At 68.7% G+C, this 19,485-nt stretch carries 15 protein-coding genes; 3 read left to right on the top strand and 12 right to left on the bottom strand.

Annotated elements, in window-relative coordinates; genetic code table 11:
• Window positions 1-56: 56 nt before the first annotated feature.
• Both FSYMDG_RS13555 and FSYMDG_RS13550 read right to left on the bottom strand, forming a co-directional pair.
• Window positions 57-1,616, bottom strand: a complete 1,560-nt coding sequence (locus tag FSYMDG_RS13555) for an ABC transporter substrate-binding protein (RefSeq protein ID WP_013873996.1) — start codon at window positions 1,614-1,616, stop codon at window positions 57-59.
• Window positions 1,617-1,832: 216 nt separating this feature from the next.
• On the bottom strand, window positions 1,833-3,212 hold the full coding sequence (locus tag FSYMDG_RS13550) for an NtaA/DmoA family FMN-dependent monooxygenase (protein WP_013873995.1): 1,380 nt from the start codon (window positions 3,210-3,212) through the stop codon (window positions 1,833-1,835).
• A 541-nt stretch (window positions 3,213-3,753) separates the two neighbouring features.
• On the opposite strand from FSYMDG_RS13550, the gene FSYMDG_RS13545 reads away from it, so the two are divergent.
• The gene (locus FSYMDG_RS13545) at window positions 3,754-4,650 is read left to right on the top strand and encodes a LysR family transcriptional regulator (RefSeq protein ID WP_013873994.1); all 897 of its coding nucleotides are present in this window, start codon (window positions 3,754-3,756) and stop codon (window positions 4,648-4,650) included.
• A gap of 298 nt (window positions 4,651-4,948) precedes the next feature.
• On the opposite strand, the gene FSYMDG_RS13540 is transcribed toward FSYMDG_RS13545, so the two are convergent.
• From FSYMDG_RS13540 to FSYMDG_RS13500, 7 genes are all read right to left on the bottom strand, one after another.
• Complete coding sequence (locus FSYMDG_RS13540) at window positions 4,949-7,417, bottom strand: ATP-binding cassette domain-containing protein (RefSeq protein ID WP_013873993.1); 2,469 nt, start codon at window positions 7,415-7,417, stop codon at window positions 4,949-4,951.
• Between the two features lie 120 nt (window positions 7,418-7,537).
• Entirely contained in the window at window positions 7,538-7,948 is a 411-nt protein-coding gene (locus FSYMDG_RS13535; protein ID WP_043603647.1) for a VOC family protein, read from the bottom strand.
• Window positions 7,949-7,953: 5 nt separating this feature from the next.
• Window positions 7,954-8,403, bottom strand: a complete 450-nt coding sequence (locus FSYMDG_RS13530; protein ID WP_043603644.1) for a helix-turn-helix transcriptional regulator — start codon at window positions 8,401-8,403, stop codon at window positions 7,954-7,956.
• 488 nt (window positions 8,404-8,891) lie between these two features.
• A protein-coding gene (locus tag FSYMDG_RS13520) for an IS3 family transposase (protein ID WP_085948540.1) occupies window positions 8,892-10,069 on the bottom strand; the annotation gives its coding sequence in 2 pieces (ribosomal slippage) (window positions 8,892-9,808 and window positions 9,808-10,069; 1,179 coding nt in all).
• Between the two features lie 40 nt (window positions 10,070-10,109).
• Window positions 10,110-10,832, bottom strand: a complete 723-nt coding sequence (locus FSYMDG_RS13510) for a hypothetical protein (RefSeq protein ID WP_013873990.1) — start codon at window positions 10,830-10,832, stop codon at window positions 10,110-10,112.
• A gap of 428 nt (window positions 10,833-11,260) precedes the next feature.
• Window positions 11,261-12,349 carry an iron-containing redox enzyme family protein gene (locus FSYMDG_RS13505; protein WP_013873989.1) on the bottom strand — a complete coding sequence of 363 codons (1,089 nt, stop codon included), beginning with the start codon at window positions 12,347-12,349 and terminating at the stop codon, window positions 11,261-11,263.
• On the bottom strand, window positions 12,346-13,071 hold the full coding sequence (locus tag FSYMDG_RS13500; protein WP_013873988.1) for a hypothetical protein: 726 nt from the start codon (window positions 13,069-13,071) through the stop codon (window positions 12,346-12,348). The genes FSYMDG_RS13505 and FSYMDG_RS13500 overlap by 4 nt, the downstream gene beginning before the upstream one ends.
• A gap of 661 nt (window positions 13,072-13,732) precedes the next feature.
• On the opposite strand from FSYMDG_RS13500, the gene FSYMDG_RS13495 reads away from it, so the two are divergent.
• Window positions 13,733-15,028 (top strand): mechanosensitive ion channel family protein, encoded by a 1,296-nt coding sequence (locus FSYMDG_RS13495; RefSeq protein ID WP_050803790.1) that lies wholly within the window; start codon window positions 13,733-13,735, stop codon window positions 15,026-15,028.
• A 161-nt stretch (window positions 15,029-15,189) separates the two neighbouring features.
• Here the strand turns inward: FSYMDG_RS13495 and FSYMDG_RS13490 are convergent, their stop codons facing one another.
• Complete coding sequence (locus FSYMDG_RS13490) at window positions 15,190-15,966, bottom strand: methyltransferase (protein WP_193353070.1); 777 nt, start codon at window positions 15,964-15,966, stop codon at window positions 15,190-15,192.
• A gap of 237 nt (window positions 15,967-16,203) precedes the next feature.
• Between FSYMDG_RS13490 and FSYMDG_RS13485 the strand changes: the two genes are divergently transcribed.
• The gene (locus tag FSYMDG_RS13485) at window positions 16,204-17,496 is read left to right on the top strand and encodes a hypothetical protein (RefSeq protein WP_013873985.1); all 1,293 of its coding nucleotides are present in this window, start codon (window positions 16,204-16,206) and stop codon (window positions 17,494-17,496) included.
• Window positions 17,497-17,901: 405 nt separating this feature from the next.
• On the opposite strand, the gene FSYMDG_RS13480 is transcribed toward FSYMDG_RS13485, so the two are convergent.
• The gene (locus tag FSYMDG_RS13480) at window positions 17,902-18,555 is read right to left on the bottom strand and encodes a hypothetical protein (protein WP_237702754.1); all 654 of its coding nucleotides are present in this window, start codon (window positions 18,553-18,555) and stop codon (window positions 17,902-17,904) included.
• A gap of 50 nt (window positions 18,556-18,605) precedes the next feature.
• A complete protein-coding gene (locus FSYMDG_RS13475; protein ID WP_237702753.1) occupies window positions 18,606-19,475 on the bottom strand; it encodes an IS3 family transposase in 870 nt (289 codons plus the stop codon).
• Window positions 19,476-19,485: the final 10 nt, after the last annotated feature.

Here is a 19,485-nt window from a genome sequence, read left to right as displayed (position 1 = left end):
GATCCGGACTACGGGATGTGGCGACCGGTGAGATCAGGGCATATCTGGCGGATGCCCTAGTCACCGATGGTGACGCCGGTCCAGTCGATGTGGCCGGGGTTGCGGGGCAGGTTGGAGATCGCCTTGTTCTTGGCGAACAGGTTCGGCGAGGAGTGGGTGAAGATCAGCGCCTGGCTCTGCAGCCCCGCGCGGGTGGCCTCCTGCAGGACCTGCGGGTATTCCGGCGCGTCCAGCGGCGTCCCGCGGACCTTCGCGATCGCCTCCTCGAACCCCGCCGGCTCGTACGGGGAGCTGAGGTTCAGCGGCCCGTCCGGCCCGAAGTGCGCGGTGAGGGTCTGGGCCGCGGAGTCACGGCCGGTCGTGCCGTACAGCGAGAACGTCAGGTCCTTGGCGAAGAACGGCGTCGCCCAGTTCTTGTCAATCTTGATGTTGACGGTGATCCCGATCGCCGCGAGCTGCGACTGCACGATCTCCGCCTGCGGGTTCTCCGTGGAAATGACCAGGTCCAGCTTGATCTGGCCGGGCTGGTAGCCGGCCTCGGTAAGAAGCTGCCTGGACTTCTCGGGGCTGTAGGGGTATAGGTTCTTCGACTTCGGGTCGTAGGCGACGTAGCCCTCCGGGAACGGCTGGTCGGTCGCCTGGCCGTAGCCGAAGGTGAGCTTGCCGACGTACTCCTGGCGGTTGATCGCATACCGGACGGCGTCGACGACCTTCGGGTTGTTGAACGGCGCCTTGTTGATGTTCAGGCTGATGTTCGAGGCGTTGAAGCCGGGCTGCACGAAGACGTCCAGGCCGGCGGCCGTGGCGGCCTTGGCCTGGCTCGGCGATTGCCCCAGGTCCGCGAAGTTGTAGACACCCGTCTGCAGGCCGGAGACCACGGTGGCCGCGTCCGGGGCCGAGACGAGCTCGACCCGGTCGATGTGGATGTTCGCCGCGTCCCAGTAGTTCGGGTTCTTCTTCAGGACGGCCTTCGTGCCGGGAATCAGCTGCTCGATGATGAACGGCCCGGCGCCGACCGGGTTCTGGTCGAGCTTCGCCGGGTCGGCCGCGGCCTGCGGGCTGGCGATCTGCAGCACGCGCTCGCCGAGCAGGAGCGGGATCTGGTGGTCGACCTGCGTGAGGTGGACGACGGCGTCGAGGTCGCCGTTGGCAGTGACCGACCTGATCGAGGTGAGGTCACCGAACAGGGCCGAGTTCTTCTGCGTCTTGGCCCGCTCGATCGCGTTCTTGACCGCCTCGGCGTTGACCGGGGTGCCGTCGCTGAACGTCAGGTTCGGCCGCAGGTGGAAGGTGACCTCGTCACCGGCATCGTTGTAGGTCCAGCTCTGGGCCAGGTCCGGGACCGCGTTGCCCTTGTCGTCCGTCCTGGTCAGGGATGCGTAGACCAGGGCGAGCTGGCGGAACTGGGCACCGCTGCCGGAGACCACCGGGTCCCAGTGGCTCGGGAAGTAGGAGGTGGCCCACTTCAGGGTGGCCGAGCCGCCGCTGCCCGCGGTGGAGCCGGTGCCCTGGCTGCCGCAGGCGCTGACCAGCAGGGCCGCAAGCGCCAGCAAGGCCCCGAGGACCGACCCACGCCTGAAGCGGCGGACGGACGACAGGTGTCGCTCGGAGATCATAATCTTCTTTCTCTGGTCGGGCTCCGGTGAGACCGGATCGTGGGCCGGGCGGGCGGTGCCTGACGGGGCGGTGCCGCGCGGGATGTTGTGTGCGGCGCAGGCCGCGACCTGCGGAGACGGGCTCAGGAGACGAGGAGCGACGCCGCACCCGCGGGGTCGGAGGCAGCGGCGGGGGCGGGCGCGGAGCCGGTGTCGGCGGCCGGGGCGTCGGCGGTGTCAGCGGTGTCGGCGGCCGCGGTGGTGGCGGCAGGCTGTTGCGGCTGGCGGCTGGCGGCGGGCCGCGGTGTACCGGTTCTCCGGGACGGGCAGGCCGAGGTTGCCGCGCAGCGTCGTCGACTCGTACTCGCTGCGGACGACACCGCGTTCGCGCAGGATCGGCAGCACCTGGTCGATGAACCGGGCGAACTCGCTGGGCACCGTCACACTGATGTTGATGCCGTCGAAGCCGCCGCCGTCGAACCAGCGCTCGATCTCGTCCGCGACGGTGCGCGGCGAACCGACGAAGGGCGAGCGCTGCTCCTGGAGCTGGTGTTCGACCACCTGACGCAGCGTGAGGTTTCTTTCCCGGGCCAGCTTCTTGATCTTCTCTGCATGGGTCCGGAAGCTGCGCGCGCCGACGTCGCCGACCTCGGGGAACGGCGCGTCCAGGTCGTACTGGGAGAAGTCGTGCCAGCCGAAGGGGCGGCCGAGCTCGGCCAGCGCCCGGGCGAAGCTCTTCGCGCCGAGGATCGCGTCCTCCTTGGCGCGAGCCTCCTCGTCGCTGTCGGCAATGATCGGGAAAATTCCCGGGACGACGAGCAGATGCTCGGGGTTGCGCCCCCTGGCCGCGGCCCGCGCCCGCAGCTCACTGCGGAACGCCCGCGCCTGCTCGAGCGTCCCGGCATGGGTGAAGATCGCGTCGGCGATGCTCGCGCCCAGGTCACGGCCTTCCTCGGAGTCGCCCGCCTGGAAGATGACCGGCTGGCCCTGGGGGGTGCGCTCCAGGTTGAGCGGCCCGACCACCGAGAAGTACTCGCTCCTGTGGTGCAGCGCGTGCTGGCGGCTGCGGTCGAAGAACACGCCGCGTTCCTTGTCGCGCGGGAAGGCGTCGGCCTCGTAGGAGTCCCACAGCCCCTGGGCGACCTGAACGTGTTCGAACGCCCGCCCGTAACGGGTCTCGTAGTCGTAGTGCTCGTCGCGGCTGTAGTTGCCCGCCGTCCCGGCGTCACCGCTGGTGACGACGTTCCAGCCGGCCCGGCCGCCGCTGATGTGGTCGAGCGAGGCCAGCCGGCGGGCGACGTTGAACGGCTCGTTGTAGGAGGTGGTGATCGTACCCACCAGGCCGATGTGGCTGGTGTGCACGGCGATCGCGGACAGCAGCGTCAGTGGCTCGAGCCGGCTGAGGTAGTGGTTCGGCGAGTCCGGGGTGATGAACTGGCTGTCCACGATGAAGACGTGGTCGAACTTCGCGGCCTCCGCCTGCCGCGCCCGGGCGATGTACCAGCGGACGTCCACGCTGGCGTTGCCCGGGATCTCGGGGCTCAGCCAGGTGTTGTGCTGCCCCGGGCCGCCGACTCCGAGGAGGACGGCGCCCAGCTTGAGCGTACGAGCAGACATGCGGTGAGACCTTCCTGGTAACTGGGCGGCGAGCGCGCTGGGACGGCCCGGCCGTCAGGCCGGCGCTGGTTCCGGCACGACGGGCACGCTGATGGGGCGGGAAGGGCTGGTGGAGCAGGGTGGGAAAGGGCGCCCCGTGCCGCCCGCCGGGCGGCGGTCACACGGCAACCGGTCGGGTCAGCAACCGGGTGGGGTCAGGCGACCGCGCGGCTCGACGACCGTGCATGCCGATGGGAACGGTGGCACAGGGTGACGACGCTGCGGATCAACGGCGATGCGAGGCAACGACAGCGCAGAGTCGCGGCCCGACCGGATTCAGCGGGCGGATCGGGTCAGCGACAGCGGGTCGCCTGGCTGCGCGCAAGGTCGAGCCAGCGACAACACGTGAGCAGCACGGTGGCCGACTGGGTCATGCCGATGAGCATGGGGCGTGCGCGACCGGATGTCCAACAATGCTTCGTGATGGCGATTTATCGCATCTCGCGATGGATTTTTCACCAACCCGACAAACACAGTAGGTTTGCCCGATAGCCTGGCTACCATGAGACGGACTCTGGACATCGCCCCACTGCGCAGCTTCGTAGCTGTCGCGGACTGTGGCGGTTTTCAGCGAGCGGCGGCGTCTCTGCACCTCAGCCAGGCAGCGGTGAGCCAGCATGTGCGCCGCCTCGAATCCGCGACGGGGCGATCCCTGGTCGAGCGCCAGGGGCGCGGCTCCCGTCTCACCCGCGACGGTGAGCACCTGCTCAGCCAGGCGCGGCGCATCCTGACCCTGCACGACGAGACCCTGCACAGCTTCGGCCTGGGTACCGAGGAGGCGGTGGTCATCGGTTCGACCGAGCACGGCGCGGCCCATCTGCTGCCGTTCCTCGCCACGGTACTGACGCAGTCGCTGCCCCACTGCCACGTCCGGTTCCGCATCGACCGGGGCACCAAACTGCGCGAAGGGCTTGACGCCGGCCGGGTTGACCTGGCGTTACTCCTCGGCCCGGCCGACGACCCGCGCGCGCGGCCGGTCGGCGAGCTGGAGCTGATCTGGTACTCCGCCCCCACCTGGCGGCGGCCGTCGCCGGCGCAGCCGATACCGGTGGTCGCCTTCGACCAGCCCTGCGCGCTGCGCACCCGAGCGCTGGAGACCCTGTCGCTCCACGCGATCCCCGCGGTGATCGGCGCGGAGGCCATCCAGCTCGCCGGCGTGCAGGCAGCGGTCGGGGCCGGTCTCGGGGTCGCGCTGATGGCCACTCTGGGCCAGACTCCCGAGGGGCTTGTCGCCCGCGACGACCTGCCCAGGCCGGCGCCGCTGCCGCTGGCCGTCTGGTCCCGGCACGGCCTGTCCGCAAAAATCGCGCAACGCGTCGCGGAGGCGTTACAGCAACTCCTTACGCAGGCCGCGGCAAAGACCATCGTCACAAACCTGGAACTCGCCAAAGGCGCCTAACTCCATACCCAGCCCCCCGCTGCTCCCCGCACCGGAACGAGTACGTAAGTGGTTGCTGTAGTAGCCACCTGTTCCCTCATTGTTATGATCGCCTTCCTCATCTTCCGGTGTCAGGGTCGGGGCGGGGTCTGGCGGCGTGGCCGTGAAAGCGGCGCCGTGCGCGCACATATATGTTGCGGCTATGTTCGCCGTGACTACGTCACGACGTCACGGACTGTCATCGCGGGGTCCGGCGGTCGGAGACCGCCCGGCTTCGCGGCAGGCGCGGAGGCGCGATTTCCGCGGATGTCCGAGCGTCTCACCGGTTACGGCGGCCGGTGGGCACGGCCGCAGAGGCGATTTCCGCGGGCGTCCGAGTGTCCCGGTCAGGTGCCATGTAGGCGGCGAGGTGCTCGCCGGTGAGGGTGCGGCGGGCGGCGACGAGGTCGGCGGGGGTGCCCTCGAAGACGATCCGGCCGCCGTCGTGGCCGGCGCCGGGACCGAGGTCGATGATCCAGTCGGCGTGCGCCATGACCGCCTGGTGGTGCTCGACGACGATGACAGACTTGCCGGCGTCGACGAGCCGGTCGAGCAGGCCGAGCAGCTGCTCGACGTCGGCGAGGTGCAGACCCGCGGTCGGCTCGTCGAGGACGTAGATGCCGCCCTTCTCAGTCATGTGGGTGGCCAGCTTCAGGCGCTGCCGCTCGCCGCCGGACAGGGTGGTGAGCGGCTGGCCGAGGCTGAGATAGCCGAGCCCGACGTCGGCGAGCCGGCCGAGGATGGTGTGCGCGGCCGGCGTGCGCGCCTCGCCGGCACCGAAGAACTCCGCGGCCTCGGTCACCGACATCGCGAGCACCTCGCTGATGTCGCGGCCGCCGAGGTGGTGTTCCAGCACCGACGCTTCGAACCGTTTCCCCTCGCACTCCTCGCAGGTGGTGGCGACGCCGGCCATCATCGCCAGGTCGGTGTAGATGACCCCGGCGCCGTTGCAGGTGGGGCAGGCGCCTTCGGAGTTGGCGCTGAACAGCGCCGGCTTCACGCCGTTGGCCTTTGCGAACGCCCTGCGGATCGGGTCGAGCAGCCCGGTGTACGTCGCCGGGTTGCTCCGTCGCGAGCCGCGGATCGCGCCCTGGTCGATCGACACCACACCCGCGCCGGCTGGCGCCGTCAGGTAGGGCAGTGAGCCGTGCACGAGCGAGCTCTTGCCGGAGCCGGCGACGCCGGTGACGACGACAAGCACCCCGAGCGGGATGTCGACGTCGACGTCGCGCAGGTTGTGCGCTGACGCGCCGCGGATCGCGAGCCGGCCGGTGGGCGTCCGCACCGTCTCCCTGAGGGTGGCCCGGTCGTCGAGATGGCGGCCGGTGAGGGTGCCGCTGGCCCGCAGCCCCTCGACGGTGCCCTCGAAGCAGACGGCGCCGCCCGCCGCACCGGCACCGGGGCCGAGGTCGACGACGTGGTCGGCGATCGCGGTCGTCTCCGGCTTGTGCTCCACGACGAGCACCGTGTTGCCCTTGTCCCGCAGCCGCAGCAGCAGGTCGTTCATCCGCTGGATGTCATGGGGGTGCAGGCCGGTGGTGGGCTCGTCGAAGACGTAGGTGACGTCGGTAAGCGAGGAGCCGAGGTGACGGATCATCTTGACGCGCTGCGCCTCGCCGCCCGACAGCGTGCCCGACGGCCGGTCGAGCGAGAGGTAGCCCAGCCCGATCTCCACGAACGAGTCGAGGATCCGTCGCAGCGCCGCGAGCAGCGGCGCCACCGACGGCTCGTCGAGGCCGCGGACCCATCCGGCCAGGTCACTGATCTGCATCGCGCACGCGTCGGCGATGGTGATCCCGCCGATCCGTGACGACCGGGCCGCCTCGCCCAGCCGGGTGCCGTCGCACTCGGGGCAGGTGGTGAACGTCGTCGCCCGCTCCACGAAGGCGCGGACGTGCGGCTGCAGCGCGTCGACGTCCTTGGACAGGAACGATTTCTGGATCTTCGGGATCAGGCCCTCGTACGTCAGGTTGACACCGTCGACTCTGATCTTGGTTGGCTCCTTGTGGAGGAGGTCGTGGAGCTCCTTCCTGGTGTACCTGCGGATCGGCTTGTCCGGGTCGAGGAAGCCGCAGCCGCTGAAGATGCGGCCGTACCAGCCGTCGACGCTGTAGCCGGGGATCGTGAGCGCACCCTCGTTGAGCGACTTGCTGTCGTCGTACAGCGCGGACAGGTCGAAGTCGGTGACCGTTCCCCGGCCCTCGCAGCGCGGACACATGCCGCCGGCGCGGGTGAAGGTCTGTGTCACGGTCCTACCGGCACCGCGTTCGACCGTGATCGCACCGCTCGCCCGGACCGAGGGGACGTTGAACGAGAACGCGTTGGGCGGGCCGATGTGCGGCCGTCCGAGCCGGCTGAACAGGATGCGCAGCAGCACGCCCGCGTCGGTGGCGGTGCCGACCGTGGAGCGGGCGTCGGCACCCATCCGCTGCTGGTCGACGATGATCACGGTTGTCAGCCCCTCGAGCACGTCGACCTCGGGCCGTGCCAGCGTCGGCATGAAGCCCTGTACGAAGGCGCTGTACGTCTCGTTGATCAGCCGCTGCGACTCCGCGGCGATCGTGCCGAACACCAGTGAGCTCTTGCCCGCGCCGGAGACGCCGGTGAACACCGTCAGCCGGCGTTTCGGGATCTCGACGCTGACGTCCTTGAGGTTGTTCTCGCGCGCGCCCCGCACCCGGATCAGCTCGTGACTGTCGGCAACGTGCGGTGCGGACGGCCGCGGGCCCGTCCTTATGGCCGTGCTCATCGTGTCTCCATGTTCGGCACTCGTCATTCGGCACCTGTCATTCGGAACTCGTCGGTCGGACCTGCCATTCGGAACCCGTCGGTCGGGGAGCGCGGGTCGTGGCCACGATCGCCGGCCGGCTCAGCGCAGCTCCTGGATGCGGATCAGGTTGCCCGCGGGATCGCGGACGGCGCAGTCGCGAACGCCATACGGCTGCTCGGTCGGCTCCTGGACGACCTCGGTGTCGCCGGCCTGCAGCCGCGCGAAGGTGCCGTCGAGGTCGGCGGTGGCCAGCAGGATGCCGGCGTAGGTGCCCTTGGCCATCATCTCGACGATGGTGCGGCGCTCGTCGTCGGTGACGCCGGGGTCGGCGGCCGGCGGCGTCAGGACGATGGACGTGCCGGGCTGGTCGGCGGGGCCGACCGTGATCCAGCGCATCCCGCCGTATCCGACGTCGTTGCGGACCTCGAAGCCGAGGGTGTCGCGGTAGAAGGCCAGGGCGGCGTCCGGGTCGTCGTGCGGGAGGAAGCTCGCGTGAATGGTGATGCCCATGGCGGTCACGCTAGGTGCGGCTCGCGGGCCGGCGCTTCTCGATTCCTGATCGGTCTGGTCACCTGTCTCGCCACGCAGGACGGCATCCCCGCCGTCACGTGCGCCGCCTGGCGCCGATAGACGCTGGGCGGCACACCGACCAGCTCGGTGAAGCGACTGCTGAAGGTGCCCAGCGACGAGCAGCCCACCGCGAAACAGACCTCGGTGACGCTCAGGTCGCCACGACGCAGCAGCGCCATCGCACGCTCGATACGCCGCGTCATGAGGTAGGCGTACGGCGACTCGCCGTAGGCGCGCCGGAACTCGCGGCTGAGATGCCCGGCCGACATGTGCGCGCCGCGGGCGAGCGCTTCGACGTCCAGCGGCCGCGCGTACTCCCGGTCGATCCGATCGCGGACGCGGCGCAGCCGGGCGAGATCGCTCAGGCGCTGTGCCGCGGCGGGTCTGCTCGTCACCTGCGAAATCGTGCCACACCGCAAGGTCGCTGCCCCCGGAGCTGTCGGAAGGCCTCGAGTTCGATCTGATCGTCCTCGTCGACCCGGAAACGTTCGGTAACGGTATCGAAGGAGCGGTCGACCGCTACGTCGCGATGACCCGAGCGACCCGGCAACTCGTCATCCTCACAAGCTCCTGACGCCGGCCAGAACAACATGATCATCATTGGATGATTGTGAAGGGCTCAAGGATGTGAGTCTGGTGCTGTCATAACGACAGCGGATTCACATCCTTGTCTTTTTGCTGCTTATCCCCAGGGCCCGTTGTTGCTGTCGGTTCCTGCTCGTAGTGCCGCCAGTTGCTGGCGGCACTGGGCGCGTTTGGTGTCCACCGGGTTCGCGGGGTCGTGGTAGGTAACGCCGTGGTAGTGGCCGACGACCGCGTCGGAGGGGGTGTAGTTGAGGTGCTGCCCATTCTACGGACACGCGATAACTGGACTATATCAGCTTTACGCCGCCTCTGGTATTGATGTCCGACTCGTCAGGTAGAGACGTTCGACGTGTTCCGGGGTGTGGTAGCCGAGGGTGGAGTGGAGTCGCTGCCGGTTGTAGAAGACTTCGATGTACTCGGCGATCGCACTGCGGGCGGCACGACGGGTTAGGTAAATTTCCCGATAGACGAGTTCGTTTTTCAGGGTGCCAAAGAAGGATTCGGCGGCGGAGTTGTCCCAGCACACTCCGGTGGCGCCTACGGAAGGTCGCACGCCGTGTCGTGCCAGCGTGCGATGGTAGGCGTCGGACGTGTATTGCGTACCGCGATCCGAGTGAAAAACCGCGTTCGGTGCAAGGGTGGTGCGGGACGCGGCCATGGTGAATGCGTCGACGACGAGTTCGGTCCGCATGTGACTGGCCATCGACCAGCCGAGAACCTTCCGTGAATAGCAGTCGATGACCGTGGCGAGATACAGCCAGCCTTCGCCGGTACGGACATAGGTGATGTCACCGACGAGCTTGGCCCCGGGGCGGGTGGCGGTGAAGTCGCGGCGGACGTGGTCGGTGGGCACCGGCGCCTGGCCGGGGATCGTGGTGCGGCGGTAGGCCCTGGGCTGGCAGGCCTTCAGCCCTGCTCGGCGCATGATCCGTCGGGCGAGGCGGACCGAGGTGGGCTGGCCCGACGCGGTCAGAGCGGCGGCGATCCGCCGCGCGCCGTAGGTCTGGCGCGAGGCGGCGAACAACGCCCGCACCTGGGTGTCCAGGGTGGTGTGCCGGCGGGTCCGGGACGACACCGGTCGCTGGTACCAGTCGTAGAAACCGGACGTCGACACCACGAGCCACTGGCACATTTTGCGTATCGGGTAGTTGTCCTTCTCCGCGGCGATCAGCTCGAACTTATCGATCACTGATGGCGTTGCGCGAAGAAGGCTGCCGCTTTTGAGAGGAACTCGCGCTCCATCCGGAGTTCCCGGTTCTCCTTCTCCAGCTCCCGTAGCCGGGCACGCTCGGACATCGACAGCGGTTCTTCTTCGCCTTGGTGGGCCCGACGCCAGGTGGCCACCCAGCTCCCCAGGGTTCCCTCGTTGATACCGAGGTCCTTCGCGATCGCCGATACCGGCCGACCCGAATCGATGACGAGTTTCACTGCCTCGTCCTTGTACTCGGGCGTGAACCGCCTCCGGGACTCAGTCATCAATCTCCTCCGCTCACGGATCAATTATCCCACATAGGGATCACTGTCCGAAGAACGGGGACCACCTCAAGTGCAGGCCGTGGGTTTCCATGGCGAGTGAGGCGAGGCCGAGGGTGTCGGCGAAACCGGCGAGGCGTTCGTCCACACTGATGATCAGAGCGGCGGACAGGCCGATGATGTCGGTGACCCGGCGGAACGTCGGGGTGTTGGCGACCAGGGCGCAGGCCGGGTGGCAGCGCCGCTTGTGGCTGCCGGGGAACGGCCGGTCTGGTGGCTGGCCGATGCCCGCCCACAGCCGTTGGTGGCGGCCGGCCCAGATGTTGAGGCTGGTTCCGGGCCCGTGGTTGCTTTCCAGCCAGTGGAAGCGGGCCTGGACTGCCCAGAGGTCCGGACGCGCGGCCAGGTCGGTGAGCATGACGCCGAGGCAGTCGGGCTGGCGGAACACTATGTCGGCGTCCACGAACCACAGGTGGGACGCGTCTTCGTGGGCTTGGACGAAAGCGCGCAGCACGTCCCCGTGGCTGTTGACTGTCGAGTCGGCTGCCGGCCAGGGTGATCGTTCCCATGTCGCGGGGAGTTCGCGTACCGCGTTCCGCAGGTTGTCGAGTCCTTCGTCGGTGGAGTGGTTGTCGATGACGGTGATGCGTAGCTCGCCGTCGTCGATCCGGTGCTGATGTGTTCTGATCAGGGTGCGTAGCGCAAGTTCGGTGAACTCCGAGCTGTTGTGGTTGATGATGCAGGCGTCAGTGAGGGCTGCTGCCATGGCCTCGTTCCCGGTTTCCGCTGTGAGTGGCTGGCCGTCTCGCCAAGGCTGCCTGACGAGGGCTCGCTCGCGTCCAGCGGCCCCACGGCAGACCCGCGGATCGAGTCGGTTTCCGTGACTGCGCGGAAGGTGGTCACGCGGAGCGCGACATCGGGGGTTTCCTGCTCGGCCCTCGGGCGGCCCGAGCAGGAAAGGAGCGAGCGGTGACGGCGACGGTTTCCGCCGGCCGCTCCCGGCAGCCATCGTTGGAAGATCGAGAGGGCGATCCGGCTGGTTCGAGGGTTATCGCCTGCTGGCCATCCGTTACGAAAGCAACGATCACAACTTCCTCGGGTTTCTCTCCCTCGCAGCCGCACTGATCTGCTGGAAGAAACTCCCCACGTGAGGCACCCTCTAAGTACGCTGCGGCCGCTGCTCATCGCCGCGGATCAGAACAGGGACGATTCCCCTCTCTCCCAGGCAGTCATGATCGTCTCGGTGGCGCGGGCCTCGACGGCCATTGCCGCCCGCGCGCCGAAGAGCAGGTCGGCAGCGAGGCCGGGCTCGGCCCGCACGAGGCCGGTGGCAAGGGCGTCGGCGGCCACCGTCTGGTGGTGGGCGTCCGCCACGACGTGCGTGTCGAAGAACAGACGGGCGGCCGGGGGCAGGCCGTGGCGGCGCAGGGCGGCGCTGTAGGCACTCATCGGCCCGACCGAGGTCATCTCGAACACGGCGAGATGACCGACGAGCGCGGCCCGGTGCTCGCGGTGCAGGCCGAAGAAGGACGGCACGTTGACGGTGGCGAGCGTGGTGGCCGGGACACGGTCGAGGTAGGCCCCGTACGCAGGGTCCAGCCCCAGGGCGCGCAGAGTGAGGCCGAAGAGGGTCTGGTGCATGTCCCGTTGGACGCCGTGACCGTACTCGTCGGTCTGGATCTCGACCAGCGCGGCCTTCGCCGCGCCGGCCAGCCGGGGAATCGCCCACGAGTGCGGATCTGCTTCCTTGAGCTGGAGCAGGGAGCGGTGGACGGCGAACTCACGGAACTGGCCCAGCGAACCGCGTTCGGCGAGATACCCCGACAGCGACGGGCCGCTGGGAGCGTCGACGATGCGGCGCAGCGCGCCCGCGATCCCGTCCACGAGGAGGTCGCCCGGCTCGGTGCCGGGGGTGGCGAGGCCCACGTCCTCCCGCAGCCGGGCCAGGAGATCGCGCTCCAGGAGCCGGCGCAGTCCCAGCAGCGACGGCTCCCACTCCCAGCCGTCCGCCACATCGGCAAACCCGCGGTAGTGCAGCTCGTAAAGGCAGTACAGGGCGAGGGTGGCGTCCTCACCGAACAGGGCGTCATCGTCGGCCGCGGGCACCCTGTCCACGGCATGGACCGGCCCGGCCAGAGCGGTGGTCAGAACGGCGCTGAGGGTGCCCCGCGGGCGCGGCAGGGAGCGTGGCCCGAGCTCGGCCGGGCTGAGAACGTCGCCGTAGCCGGCACCGTTCGGCCCGTGGAAGGCCGTGGTCACGGGTCGGGGGCGGGAGGCGGTCACGCCGGCACCGCCACGGCACCCGCACTGAGCACCTGGGCCAGAACCACCGAGTCCCTCCCGGGCGGGTACGCACGGCTGTGGTCACGGATCCAGGTGACACCGGCGAGCAGATAGCCCTCCTGATGGAAGAATGCCTGCCCGGCGGCGGCAAGGGACTGGATGCGCCGCCACACCTCGGGGTCGCGGCAGTAGGGGCCGAACCTGATCGGGCGCGTCACCCAGTCCACCAGCCGGTACCCACGGCGGGTCGCCTCCGCCAGGACGCCGAGCGGATCGGAGATCGAGGCGACCATCACCATCACCAGATCGAAGGAGCAGCCCAGGAGCCGGCGGGTCACCTCGGCTCCCCGCGCCCCGCCGTACAGGTCGGGAGCACCCGGCCGCCGCGGCTGCCCCGGCAGGTACGGGGGGTTGGCGACCGCACAGCGCTCCGTTGCCCCGCTGGCATAGCGGAAGAAGTCCCCGAACTGGACGGTGTAGTTCACCGGCCCCTTCAGCTCCGTCAGCCGGCGGGCCGACCGGAATGCGTCGGGGTCGCGCTCAAATCCACGGACCCGTGCCGACGTCTCCGATCGGCCGACGGCCTCCAGCAGCGGGATCCCGGTACCCGCCCCCAGCTCCGCCACACCAGCGGCGGTGTAGGGACTCAGCTGTGCGCAGGACAGCAGGCGCTCGACGCACCACGAATAGAAACTCGACTCCACCGGGTCATAGAAAGCCATGTCGCTCCTGCCACAGGTCGACCGGAGGCGAGCCGCCCGGGCGGAACGGGCCCCAGGGCCGGCAGACACCGCCGCTGTGCGCTCACGGCCAGATACCCGCCCGGCTCCGCCTTAACCGGGTGCCCCTTGACCGGGTGCCAACTTGACCGGGTGTCAACGCCGGGACGCGCGTGCGCGGCGCCCAGCTCCCCACCGGCCGGAGCGTGGAGGCGCCCGTCAACGGCCGGAACGGTTCGGCAACCATGAAGCCGCAGTTGCGCCGGGAAGGCCCGCCGTCAACGCTGTCACATTCGTCAGAATCATCCGGTCGTGCCTGGAAATCCTCCGGTGGAGGCGTCCTTCGAAGTCGTTCTGAAGTGCCCGAAGCCACCGGTTGCCGGCCATTAAGACCACCGACAACCGGCGAATGCGGCAGCGCCCGACAGGCCCTCCTGCCGCGCTCAGGATCGAAAGCGCGAAGCCGGACAGCCAGATCGGCCTCATTCGAGAAGAAATTCATGATACTTCCGGATGTGACGGACCTCTCACGTTATAACGCCCCGCTGCGGGAAGGCATCCCTGGACACGGGCGCGTCGCTCGGAGCAAGAGCAAGGCCCAGCCGGGCTACCGCTACCAGACTGATTCGAGGAGTTCGGTGTGGTCATTCGCCACGCAGCCGAGATGTCCCTACCCGAGGCTGATTCGACACCCGCCGTGCTGATCGTGCTGGCCATGGCCGCCGTGCTCGGCTACACGGTTGCGCTGGTCGTCGACCGGACAGCCCGCCGGGTCGGGCGCCGTTCGGCAGCCGCCGCCGACCTGGCCCAGCGCGGCCGACGCCCGGCCCGCCTCACCCTCGTCCTCGTCGCCCTGCTTGTCGCGCTGAACGCCATGCCCGAACAGACCTGGACCGGGGCCATCGTCCGGCTGCTCGGCCTGGTCTTCATCGGCGGCGTCTCCTGGCTGGTGGCGGTGCTCACGTTCCTCCTCGAGGACCTGGCCCTGGCCCGCTACCGGATGGACGTCGCCGACAACCGGCACGCCCGCCGGGTGCATACGCAGGTGACCCTGCTGCGTCGCATCACGGTGGTCGTCATCACCGTCATCGCCGTGGCCTCGATGCTGATGACGTTCCCCAGCGTGCGCATCGCCGGTGCCAGCATCGTCGCGTCCGCCGGAATCGTCGCCATCGTTGCCGGCCTCGCCGCACAGACCTCGTTGGCGAACGTGTTCGCCGGGCTGCAGCTCGCCTTCACCGATGCCATCCGGGTGGACGACGTGGTCGTCGTGGAGGAGGAATGGGGGCGTATCGAGGAGATCACACTGACCTACGTGGTCGTCCACATCTGGGACGACCGACGCATGATCCTGCCATCGACGTACTTCACCACCACGCCGTTCCAGAACTGGACGCGCCGGGAGGCGGCCGTGCTCGGCGTGGTCGAGCTGGACCTGGACTGGTCGGTGCCGGTAGAGGAGATGCGGGCGGAGATGCACCGGATCCTGGACGCCACCGCCCTGTGGGACGGCCGGGTCTCGGTGCTCCAGGTAACCGACGCGGTCGGTGGATGCGTGCGGGTCCGGGTGCTGGTCAGCGGTAGCGACGGACCGACCGTGTTCGACCTGCGTTGCCACGTCCGGGAGTTGCTCGTGCGATGGCTGCGACAGCGGCACCCGGCGGCGCTGCCAAGGACACGGCTCGAACACGAGCGGAGCGGCCCGGTGTGGTGGGACGGCGAGCATGACGGCCACGGGAAGGGGGTGTACGGGCCGGCGCAGCGGCGCGAATCCGACCCGACCACTGCCAGGGTCGCGGCCGCCGATCCGGCCACCACCAGCGCGCGGATGGACATCCGCGCGCATCCCGAGGAAGCTCACCCCGACGCCCGCCTGTTCGGGGGCAGTCCGGATGCGGCTGAGCGCTCCCGGGCGTTCAGCGAGACCGATGAGAACGGCTCACACCGGCCGCCGTCCTAGAGGGAAAGTCATCTCTTCGGTCGGCGAGCCGGGCCCTGGCTGACCCCGTCGAGGAACACCTACGACCGCCCGGACCCGGCTCTCCGCTGTTGTCAGGCATGCGGCCGGCCCTGACGCCATCACTGCCAACGGCGGCCAGGGGAGTGGGCAACCGCGTCAGGTCATCTGCGTCCCACAAGGTGGAACACCCGGCTGAGCTGTCGGTAGGGATCACGCCGGCTGGCCTCAAGTTCCACCTCGGCGATCCTGGTCAGCTCGTCCTCGTCCTCGTCGAGGGTCATCCAGTCGGTGAACAGCCACACGCCATACCAGGCCAGCGGGCGGACTCCGTGATCAGCGAACATGCTGGAGAGTTCCTCGACGGTGTCGGCACGCGTGTTCAGCCCCAGCACTCCGCGCTCCCCACGGGCGTGGAAGGCGGCCTGCGCGTCGTCCCACCGACGCTCCAGCGCAGGGCGGACGGCAAGGGTCGCCGCGTTGAGTGCCATCACCGAGACGATGCCGTCCACGGCGGTGCACGCGCACAGGGCCTCGATCATCGGGGCCGGCTCAGGCAGATACATCAACACGCCGTGGCACAGCACAGCGGCAAATCGTCGGCCCTGGGTCAGCGAGGGCGCCTCCTCGCCGCTTCCCAGCACCAGCCGAACACGATCGCGAACATCGGCTGACTCGGCGGCCAGACGCCGCTCCGCGGCGGCAAGCATCGCCTCGGACGAGTCGAGCAGGACGGTCTCATAGCCCAGGCGGGCCAGGGGAAACGACTGGTGTCCGGCGCCTCCGCCCACGTCGAGCACGGCTGCCGGTGGCGGCGGCAGGTGATCCATCAGGTGGCGGTGCAGGACATACGTGCGCACCCGACCCTTCACCGTCGCGTACGCGCCCTCGACGAACCGGTCCGTCAGGCCAGCCCAGACATCCTCGGTCACGACAACCATCCTGCCTGTACCCACTCCTGCGATGACGCCCGGTCCGGGCTGTCCGCTTGGCGATCCCTCAACGGCGTGGTGCCCGGGTTTTCCGCGTCGCCGGCCGCGTCCCCGTGCGGGCAGGGTGCGGCTCCAAGTCGCGGAAACAGCGGGATGTCGGCGCCCAGATCTTGAAAGATGATCTTCACGTATACCTTTTGTCGGCTCTATCTCCCGAGGTCCCCCGACCCACCCTGTGGAGGCGAGATGGCGCGGCCGCCTCGCCCGCCCGCCTCGATCCGCCAGCGTCCGTTCCGGGGACTGCTGCTGAAGGCTGCCGGATTCGTCGCCTGCTGCCTCGGCATGGCCAGTGGCGTGGTTGGCGAGCGGGGTCTACGCCCCGCCGGCGGCATCCGGGTCGGGCCCGCCCACACCGCGGTGGCTCTCGCGCTGATGGCTGTGCTGTTGGGCTTCGGACGCTGGTCCTACCGTCAGGGCGGCCGGCATCGGACGCCGTTGCTGGAACCGTTGACCAGCATTCCCGAGGATGAGCCGATCGTGTTGTTTCTGCGTGCGTTCGACGAAGATCGGGGTTTCGCGCATATCCAGAGTGGAGATCCACGGTTCGGGCCCTGGACTGCCGACGTATCCACCGAGGAGGAACAGCTCACCAGGGCGACGGCTCCATTCGGCCGAATGGTAGCCCTCGGACGTCCAAGCGACTCGCTGCCTCCTGTCGGCGCCGCACGGGACTACGCCGGGGATGACGAGTGGAAGGGCAGGGTGCTGGCCGGACTCGCTCGGGCGCGGCTCGTGCTGCTGGCCGCCTCGCCGGGTGGGGCCGTGCGCTGGGAGACCGAGCGCGTCATCGAGCGGAAGCTGGCCGACCGGCTCGTCGTGCTTGTCACCGGCGATGGGCGGCGGTACGAGTCCTTCCGGGGGAGCCTGTCGCATCTGTTCCCCCGGGGGCTTCCCGAGTACCGGCCGGTGAAGCAGGGCAACCTGATAGCAGAGAGCGCCTATCTCCGGGCCGTGGTCTGGTTCGACGCCGACTGGACCGCGCATCTGGTGCAACTGGATGACTCGCGGGACGGCCGGAGCATGCTGACTGAGTTTGACCGGTGGGTCGAGACCGCCGTTCCACTTGCCATCTGGCCGCTCTACCAGCGGGCCGCTCTCCCCGTGCCAGGGCTGCCCAGCGGGCCGTGCGACCGGCCTCGGGCGGTAGCAGTGGCAGTCACCCTGATCACGGTGGATATCCTGGTCCTGGCAGTGCTGTTGATCATATTGGCTCTGCGCTCGAGCGTCTGGCTCGGGGCAGTCGTCGGGGCCGTGGCACTGCTACTGCTCTTGTCCGTCTACGGGGTCTGGCGGGGCGGTTATATGACGGTCAAGATGGTTCGGTTCTACTCGTTGCTCTTCGGCGCAGTGACCCTGGTCCTCGTACCGGTCGGGCTCAGCCTCCTGACCGCGGGGCTGCTTCTGCGGCGCCGTTCGGTTCGGGACTGGACAGCTTCCCGCGTACTTTTCCCTGAGCGACCACGAAATCCCCGGTCGTGAGTGGCGGACGGCAGACAGTTCCCGACGGGACAGCAAGACATACCGAGGAGCGAATAATGGTTCCGGCGACGATCACGTGACGGCCTGGTCTCCGAGTTGTCTGATCAGCACGCACTCACGGAACAGGATGGCGGGGTAGTCGAAGCCGGACAGATACGTCGCGGCGTCGGGCTGAGAGCTCGCTCGTTTGCGACAGAGCGAAGCAATCGAACCGTGTCGCGTCGGGACTCGCGTCGCCGCAGGATCGGCGTTCACCGGCCGGCGGCCGAGTCGCCGCGCATGGTCGGTCAGCTATCCGAGCGCGATCGCCAGGCCGCCCGCGCGAAGGATGCGGCGCAACATGCCCACATCGGCTTCACCGTCCCACCCGAGACCGAACAGCAAAGCCGCTGAAACCGAAAGGTTTCAGCCGCTGTCACCGAGGCCGGCGCGGTCAAAACGTGCGACAAGGCTGGGCTTGCGGGAATGCCGCTGGCGCAGGAGGGCGAACCGTCGTGTGAACTCCGTGGTGTGGCCGGCGCGTGCGGCGACGGCCCGTAGATCCTCGAGGATTTCGACGGCCGCGTCGTAGTCGCTCGGCCGGCGGCTGTCGATCAGCGTGTCGACGCGCGCCCAGGCTGTTTCCTGGTCGCCGGCCAGCGCGTCCAGCCGTTTCTCCCGGGCCAGTGCGCGCTCCCGCGTGCGGCGGGCCTCCTGCGCGGCGCGGGCGGCCTCCTCCTGTCGTCGGCGTTCCTGTCGGATGTCCGCGGCGGCGTCCAGCAGGTGGGCGACCGTGCGGCGGGGGCGGTCGTTCCCACCGCTGTCGGGCGTACCACGAAAACGTCGCAGCAGCTCCATCTGGACCCGGGCGCTGTCACCGTGCGCGACTTGGAGCAGGAAATTCTCCTTGTCGCTGGCGGGGAGATCCCGGATCCATCCGGCCAGTGCGCGGGGGTCGTCCCTGGTTGCTGCCAGAGGTGGGCTTGCCTGGGCCGCGCTGGTGAGCAGGTCGGCGTCGAGACGGAGGAAATCCGCCAGGGCCTGCTGCGGCGCGGTGAGGGAACCCAGCCCGGCGGGCACCGGGGGCTCGAGGGTGTCTGGAGGGTTCCCACTTTCGTGGACAGTCCTAACTATGCAGCACGAAGTGTTTGTCCGTCAAATTCTTCCTCGAACTCGACAGGCGTGAGATAGCCGATCGAGGAGTGCAACCGCTGCCGGTTGTAGTAGATCTCGACATATTCGAAGATCCCCGCCCGGACGCGGTCTATGGTATCGAACGGGTGGAGGTGGACGAACTCCTTCTTGAGGGTGGCCCAGAAGGACTCCGCCGCGGCGTTGTCGAAACAGATCCCGGTACGGCCGACGGAGTTTCGGACGTTGTTGTCGCGACAGAAGGCGACGAACTCACGGCTGGTGTACTGACCGCCTCGGTCGGCGTGGAATATGACGCCGCCGGGTGGCCGCCGGCGGGTGACGGCCATACGAAGCGCGTCGAGAACGAGTTCGGTGCGCATGTGATCGGCGACCGCCCAGCCGGCGATCTTCCGAGAGAACGCGTCGATGACGGAGGCCATGTACACCCAGCCATCCCAGGTGCGAATATATGTTATGTCGCCGTACCACAACTGGTTCGGTGCGGACGCGGCGAAGTCTTGGCCGACAAGATCAGGCAGCGATGAGGAGTCCGCGGCCTGCACCGTCGTCACCGGCCGGCGGGGACGCGGATGCACGCTGACCAGGCCCATCGTCGCCATCAGCCGCTGGACCCGCTTGTAGGCGACGGCGACGCCCTGGCGGCGGATCTCGTGGAAGATCCGCCGCACGCCGTACCGCCCCTCGAGACGGTCGAAAACAGCTCTGATCATGGTCGACAAGGTGGCGTCGTCCTTCTCCCTCCGAGACGGGCCGCGTTTCTTCCACGCATAGTAGCCCTGTCGGGACAGGTCGAGTTTCTTGCACATGTAGTCGACGGGAAAGGTGTTCGCGCCGTCGGCGGACACAGGCTTCTTC

This window comes from Candidatus Protofrankia datiscae, assembly GCF_000177615.2.
GTDB lineage: Bacteria > Actinomycetota > Actinomycetes > Frankiales > Frankiaceae > Protofrankia > Protofrankia coriariae.
Note: the sequence above shows the minus strand (reverse complement) of the source record. Positions and strands in the feature narration are given on the sequence as shown.